We start from the raw sequence: 6,857 nt of genomic DNA, 5'->3' as shown, positions 1-6,857 counted from the left end.
CGGATCGTCGCCGGCGCCGAGATCATCGCCCTCGACGGACCAAACATGCGACGACACCTCGCCGCAGCAACGCCGTAACGGTCCGGCGGTCGGACGGGCTGCTATCCGATGCCCGTCCGACCGCTACCCGATCATCAGAACCGCGCTTTCAGAAAGGCGTCCCAAACATCACAGCTCGGGCCCCTGCGCCGGCTCATGGCCGGGCGCAGGGGTTTCGTGCCGAGCGGGCTCGTCCGGATCCGCCTCAACATCGCCCGGTCGCGAACTGAACGGGTCCGCGACATCAAAGCCACGGGCCGCGAACGGGTCGCCACCGAATAGGCCCCGGCGAGCCTGTTCTGCGTCGTGCGCGAGGGGGGAGGCGGTGAACGGGTCCGCCGCGTCCGGGTCGGCGGTCTCCTCCGCAGGCCCGTGGACGAGTCGATCGTGCTCGACCAGGACGGCGGCGGCGTAGTCGGCCAGCTCCGTGTTCATGCCGGGATGACGCGGCGGGAGCGGGCCAAGTGGAGCAGGCGCATCCTCGCCCTCTTCGGGCTCGGCTGCCGGCTCTGCGCCTTGCTCGGCCGCCGGCTTCGCGTTGGCCGTGGTGTCGGCGTTCTCCTCGGCGGCCGGTTTGGCGAAGTAGTCGTCGATGGCGGCGATGATGTCGCGGCCATTAGCGGGTAGTGCGGCGGGAGCGGTGTGCTTCGGTTTCTCGTCGGCCGAGGCGGGCTGGCTGTCGTCTTCCGGACTCGGCTCAGTGGGCGAATGAGTTTCAGGGTCGGCGGCGCGGTGGAGGCTGCCGTCCATGAGGTCGTCCACGGCGGCTTCGAGTGCGTCGGTGCGGTCGATCCCATCGGCGATGTAGTCGTTCATCGCCTGGTGGATTAGCGCCATAGCGTTCCGGTCGCGCTCGATGGCCTGTCGGGTGTTGCCGGGTAGGTAGTCGGGCAGCTCCGTTTCGGCGTCGAGCGTGTCGAGCAGGCGGTCACGAACGGCGGTGATGGCTTCGGCGAGATCGTGGCCGGCGTCGAAGTGGCGCTGGCAGGTGGTGCGCCACAGGGCGACGAGCTGAGGATCGTCGCGCAGCTGCGTGGTCAGCGCGACGGGCAGACCGTCGAGCAGGTGTTGCGAGTAGTCGCCGATGAGATGGCTGCGCGCGGCGTTGTAGCGGTCGGCCATCCGGTCGGGGTCGTCGGCGGCGGCCAGGGCCTCGCGCAGTTGCTCAGTTGCGGTGGTGTGGCCCTCGTCGCGGTCCAGCGCCGCCTCGAGCACCCCGCGGGAGGTGGCCAGTCGGTCGTCGACCTCGGGGTCCAGGTGCGGGGCCTCGGTGTCCAGATCGAGTGGGGGCTCGGTCACCGCGTAGGCGTGGTTCTCGTGACGGCCGCGCGTCAGTGCGACGTACAGGCCCCGACGGTTGGTCGCCTCGTCGACGACGGTGCGGGCTACGTCGACGGTGATGCCCTGGGCGCGGTGGATCGTGCTCGCGTAGCCAAGCTCGGTACTGCCGGCGACGTAGTCGGCATCAAGGGTGACCCGGCCGCGGTGGCGCAGGTGCCGCACGGTCAGAGATCCGTCTTTGCCGACCTTCTCTACCCGCCACCGGTCACCGTTGTGCACCCGCGAACCGGGGCGGGTGCCGCCCTTGGGACGCAGCGAGCCATTGTTGGATCGGGTCACGACGATGTCGCCGCGGCCGGCGGCCTGGTCGTCGGCCAGATCGACGGTGCGCCTCCTCTCGGCGGCCCCGCTGTCACGGTGACGATTCTGGATCTGGGTGTTGAGTTCCCGCACTGTCGCGGTGGTGGAGGCCAGCACGATGCCGTCGCGGCCGGCATCGACGTCGGCGAAGTGATCGTCCACCACGGCCGGGATCATCTCGTCTCGCCCGCCCCCGTGGATCCAGCCCTTGCTCGCATGGAAGTCCAGCGCGGACGCCTCTCCCGCGCGGATGGCGATCGACGCACTCGCTTGGGCGGTGTCGTCGCCAAAGCGCACCACATCGGTCAGCTCGGGGGCGTTGGTCTCGGAGGCGACCAGCCGCATGAGGCCACCGGATTCGACGGCGTCGAGCTGCGCGGGATCTCCGACCATCCGCACCACGGCGCCCCGGTCGCGGGCGATCTCCACCAGCGCCGCGACGTCCTTGGTGGAGGCCATCGCGGCCTCATCGAGCAGCAGCATCGCGCCCGGTGTGATGGTGACCGCCAGATGGTCGGGTCTGCGGGCCTCGACGCCCATTTGGGACAGCGTTCCGCGCCACCGGTAGGTCAGGGAGGCGACGGTGTACGCGGTGACACCGATCTCCTCGCCGAGGGTTTCGGCTGCCACCGACGACGGTGCCAGGGCGATGACCTGACGGCCCGATTCCTGCCACGCCTTCGCCACGGCCTGCATCGAGGTGGTCTTGCCGGTGCCGGCCGGTCCGACTCCGGCGGCGACGAGTTGACCCGACAGGCAGAAGTGCTCGGCCAGTGCCCGCTGTCCGGGGTTCAGGGTCCGACCACTGTCTGACTCGAGAGCGGTGATGGTTTCGTGCAGGTTCTCGCCGGTGGTGAACAGCGGCACGGGAGTGCGCGCGGCATCGACTACGTCGCGCTCTGCTGCGAGCATCGCCTCCGACGTGTGCAGCAGTTCGCCGTGGCGGTCGAGGACACTGAGCCCGTCCGATGCGCGGCGCAGTTCTGTCGGCGTCTCGATAATCTCGGGGGTCGCCAGAGCGAGCGAGTCCCGGCGCAACGCGTGAGTCACAACCTCGTCGACGGCGGCCTGGTGGGCGGCGGGCGAGTCGAACTCCACGTCCGTCAGTTGGGCCTCGACCACGGCCCGGACATGGGCGTGGGTCCATGTGGCGCGGGCATCGGACACTGTCTCGACGGCGCGGGCGGCCTCCGTCTCGACGGCCTCGAGCTCGCGCACGTCGGCGTTCTTCTTCGCCTGGGCGTCGGGGTTGAGTGCGGAAGCGACCATCTGGTCAACGGCCTTCTCGGACCCCAGGTGACGCGCGGCCAGACGGCGCCACGTCGACTGAAGTTCGGCCAGCGAGCGAGCCTCCTGCTTGCCCTCTCGAGTGTCGAGGGTGGCTTGCTGCAACAGCGCGAACTGCACAGCCTGGGTGGGAGCACGGCCGTGCTTGTCGCGATACTCGGCGAGTAGTTCATCCCGGCGTACCTCGATCATCTGACGCCGCGAGGAGAACGCCCGGCACAGCGCCTGGTCGACGCCGGCGACCTCCCACACCGGCTGCTTGCCCCGGCTCGGGTAGCGGGCCTCGAACTGCACGCCCAGATCCCGGCGCAGGCGGTCCACGATCGCGGCGTTGTACCGCTGTGACGCGGCCACCGCGTGCCTGTGCAGCGCCTTACTGTCCAAAGCGGACCACCGTCCGTCGGCGCCCAGCACCTTGTTCGACACCGCGCAGTGGGTGTGCAGGTTCGGGTCGCCGGCGCGGGTGTCGTAGTGGTCGAACTGCGCCACGATCAGACCGTGGGTGTCGATTTGCTGCTCACTGCGATCACCCCTGCGGGTGAAGGCTGCCTCGCGCTCGATCCACGCCAGCGAGTCGTTCACGCACTCCCGGTGAATGCGCTCGATCGACTGCCGGGTGTCGGTGTCGACGAGCGCCCATAGTGCGCTGACCGACTTTTGCGGAGTGAACACCAGGTCCATCCCGGCGACCGGCTGACGCACGCTGGAGCGCTGAGCCGCGGCCCACGAGAGCAACTCACGCTCGGTGGCCGGCTGGTGTCCGAACTTGGCGCGGTAGTGCTTGTCCGCCAGCGTGCGCCACGCCTCCGAGGTGACGGCTTTGTCGATCGTGTGGCCCTCGTTGACCATCTCCCGGAGCGTGGCGTTGTAGTCCTCAACGAGCGGGATCTCGTTTCGGAACTCGGGGAACTTCCGGCCCAGCGCCGTGTCTTTCAGGTCGGCGCTGGCTTCGAGCATGGCGTCGGTGTTCGGGTGACGGCCCTCGCCGAACAGCGCCTTCATCTGCTCCTCAGAGACCGTGCCAGACACCAGGCTGATCTCCGACAACGCTTCCAGGCCCGCGCCGTGCCAGCGGCCCGGCGGGGTGCCGTTGGCGGTGTAGTAGTCGGTGAGCTCCTGGCCACGTTCGCGCAGCCGGTCGGCGGTGGCTACCTGACGGGTCAGGTAGCTGTAGCCGTCCCCGGCGTGCAGCACGTGGAGCGTCATCACGACGCCCACTTTAGACGCCGCATCGCGCCCGGTCACCGGCGTGTCTGAGTTTCAGCCAGAGGTGTGTAGGTTCTGGCTTGGCACTAAGCGAGTACAGCGAGCGTGGGTCAAGCCTCTAGAGAGGGTGAGGACTAGTGCACAGAGCAGCGCAGCACTAGTCTGGGCAACTGGCGGTCGATAGAGTCGAGGTCACCGATCAACAAGCGAGGGGACCAACGCAGATAGCCAGGACGTCCGAACGCACCAGCGCCCGCAACCGCGCCCGGCAGGCACTCGCCGAGAAGCAGAGGGCCCGACGCGAACGCGACGAGCGCATGGAAGCCGCGGCCACGCGCTACTTCGCCGCCGCCGACGCCATCGAGCGCGCCCGCCGCGACGCTGGCCAGGCGATCCAAGACCTCATCGCCGAAGGCGAGCCCCGCGCTGAGATCGCCGAACTACTCGGCATCACCACCCGCGACATCAAGACAGCACTCGACGCCCTTAACGACGACAGCCAGGACCAGGACGAGGGTGAGAGTGTGCCGGCGGACCCGCAGGAGTCCGCACACCAGGACACCACCGATGAGGACCGCGACGTGGCATGAGCGTCAATGGCGACATCCCGCTGCCGGGGCTGGAGTACGAACCCTGGCCCCGGCACAACACTGTCCTCGCTACGCGGCGTCCTTACAGTTCGACACTGCCGCCCACCCAGGCGGCGATCGACGCGTTCTGGTCCCGGGTCGTCAAAGCGCCCGGGGACGGGTGCTGGTTTCTCATTTCAGCGATCAGCGGTGTCGACGGGTATACACGCCTGACCTGGAGACGCGGCGGGGTCAGCCGCACTGAATCAGGGCACCGATTCGCCCTCCTACTCGCCGGCCAACTGACAGACGAGGTCGTGGCCGAACACCGCTGCAACGAACCCCTGTGCGTACGCGTCGACCCGGGACATGTCGTCGCCTCCACCCAGTCAGCAAACCTGCGCTACGCCGTCGCGTGCGGACGCACCGGAGCCATCCGCAACCCCGACCAACACACCAACCGCCACGCCCGGTCCCTGGCAGTACGAGACGCCCTCGCCTCCGGCTGGAACCCCGACGCCTACGCCCGCGCCTGTGGCAACGCCGCGCCCCTCGACACACCCTCACTGTTCTAGAGCCTGGGGAGTACAGTCGTCCGCAGAGATGGCCTCGCCGACGGCGGGGCCTTTCTTTTTGGCGGCCCCGGATGTGTCAGCGGGCCACTGTGTGTCGACGTTGCCGGCGCAGCTGCCAGTACCGCGGGATCGTCCACCGCGGCGGGGTCCTATCGATCACCCACAGCGCTATCGCCGACCGATAGCGCACATCGTGTCGCACCGCGAACGACCAATGACCCACGAACCACGCCAGCAGATCCAGCGCCGCTACATCACTGGCGAACACGCCAATCACCGCGTAGAAGCCACCCATCCCACGCGCGAGGCCGGAGGCAAGACCAGAACGCCACCAGCGGCGACAACAGTAGCCAGCAGCGCGGGCCCAGATCCCACATCTGGACTCCTCCTTTGTCGTCTTCTGCCCTCACCCGCAAATGTCACCAGCCCGATCTGGTCGATCGTGCGCAGCGATGAGCAGTCTGTCGAATCCACGGAAGGTAATTTCCGTGAGAGGTGTGTTTATGTACGAACTATTCATACGGTGTTCGCTGTGCGGTGCACACGGGTTGTCTCCAGGTTCTCAAGCCGGGCCGACGATGACATCGGACGACACCAGCAGGGCGGCAGCAGCTCGCCACCATCCGCGCACTCAGAGAGCAGATATCTGATGAAGATTGTTCAAATCACCGATACGCACAATTCCGCTCATGGCGGGATCTCTAACGAGAACCTCGTCAAAATGATCGAGTTCGTGAACGAACTTGAGCCGGACTTGGTTGTCCACACGGGCGATGTGTCGATCCTCGACCCGGATAACGAGGCTGACCGGGCGACGGCTGCACGCCTGCTGGGCGAGCTGAAGGCACCTCTTCGTGTCCTGCCGGGAAACCATGACATCGGCGAGCCCGGCGAGGCCCCTATCGGCGGTGCCGGTGTGACATCGGCGCGGGTCGCAGCCTTTCGTGCCGTCTTCGGCGACGACCGCTGGGTGGAATACATCGGCGGATTCTCCGTCGTCGGCTTCAATTCCGAGCTGATGAGCTCGGGACTCCCCGAGGAAGAAGAGCAGTGGGCGTGGCTCGAGTCGCTGCCCGCACAGCTGGAGGGGCGCCCGACGATCATCTTCTGCCATAAGCCGGTCCATGCTCCTGCACCCGGCTTGCCGGCGTCGACGTACTCCATCGCCCCGCAATCCCTTGATCGCCTTCGCTCGATCGTCGACAACATTGATGTGCAGGCTTTCGGCTCGGGGCATCTGCATCGTTGGGCCCTCGAGTTCCACGACGGAGTCCAGTCGATCTCAGCTCCGTCCACCGCCTTCGTCTATCCCGGCGTCGAGGGACAGTTCGGTCCGTCACTGTCGCAATTGGGGATCGTTGAGTACCAGCTCACCGAGGACGGGGGCGTCACTCCATTCTTCCGCGCCCGTCCAGACCTGGCGGAGCACTACGCGGTGAATGTGGACACCTTGCGCCTCGCACTCGAGGAAATGGGTATTGACATGTCCACTCTCGACATCACTGTTAGGGACGTGCTTCGGATAGCAGGGTTCTGATGA

Annotated in this window: 4 protein-coding genes; 3 read left to right on the top strand and 1 reads right to left on the bottom strand. The window is 67.3% G+C overall.

The features are described 5' to 3' along the window. Nucleotides 1–168 precede the first annotated feature (168 nt). Nucleotides 169–4,173, bottom strand: a complete 4,005-nt coding sequence (gene mobF, locus G6023_RS07930) for a MobF family relaxase (protein WP_241727758.1) — start codon at nt 4,171–4,173, stop codon at nt 169–171. Nucleotides 4,174–4,490: 317 nt separating this feature from the next. On the opposite strand from mobF, the gene G6023_RS07925 reads away from it, so the two are divergent. The 3 genes from G6023_RS07925 to G6023_RS07915 all read left to right on the top strand — a co-directional run bounded on the left by G6023_RS07925 (nt 4,491) and on the right by G6023_RS07915 (nt 6,854). Further along, the gene (locus G6023_RS07925) at nt 4,491–4,763 is read left to right on the top strand and encodes a hypothetical protein (RefSeq protein WP_182634868.1); all 273 of its coding nucleotides are present in this window, start codon (nt 4,491–4,493) and stop codon (nt 4,761–4,763) included. Then, a complete protein-coding gene (locus G6023_RS07920; RefSeq protein ID WP_182634866.1) occupies nt 4,760–5,317 on the top strand; it encodes a hypothetical protein in 558 nt (185 codons plus the stop codon). The genes G6023_RS07925 and G6023_RS07920 overlap by 4 nt, the downstream gene beginning before the upstream one ends. 649 nt (nt 5,318–5,966) lie before the next feature. Beyond that, nucleotides 5,967–6,854, top strand: a complete 888-nt coding sequence (locus G6023_RS07915) for a metallophosphoesterase family protein (protein ID WP_182634865.1) — start codon at nt 5,967–5,969, stop codon at nt 6,852–6,854. The last annotated feature ends 3 nt before the right edge of the window (nt 6,855–6,857 follow it).

Source organism: Dietzia sp. DQ11-71 (assembly GCF_014144995.1).
Classification (GTDB): domain Bacteria; phylum Actinomycetota; class Actinomycetes; order Mycobacteriales; family Mycobacteriaceae; genus Dietzia; species Dietzia kunjamensis.
Note: the sequence above shows the minus strand (reverse complement) of the source record. Positions and strands in the feature narration are given on the sequence as shown.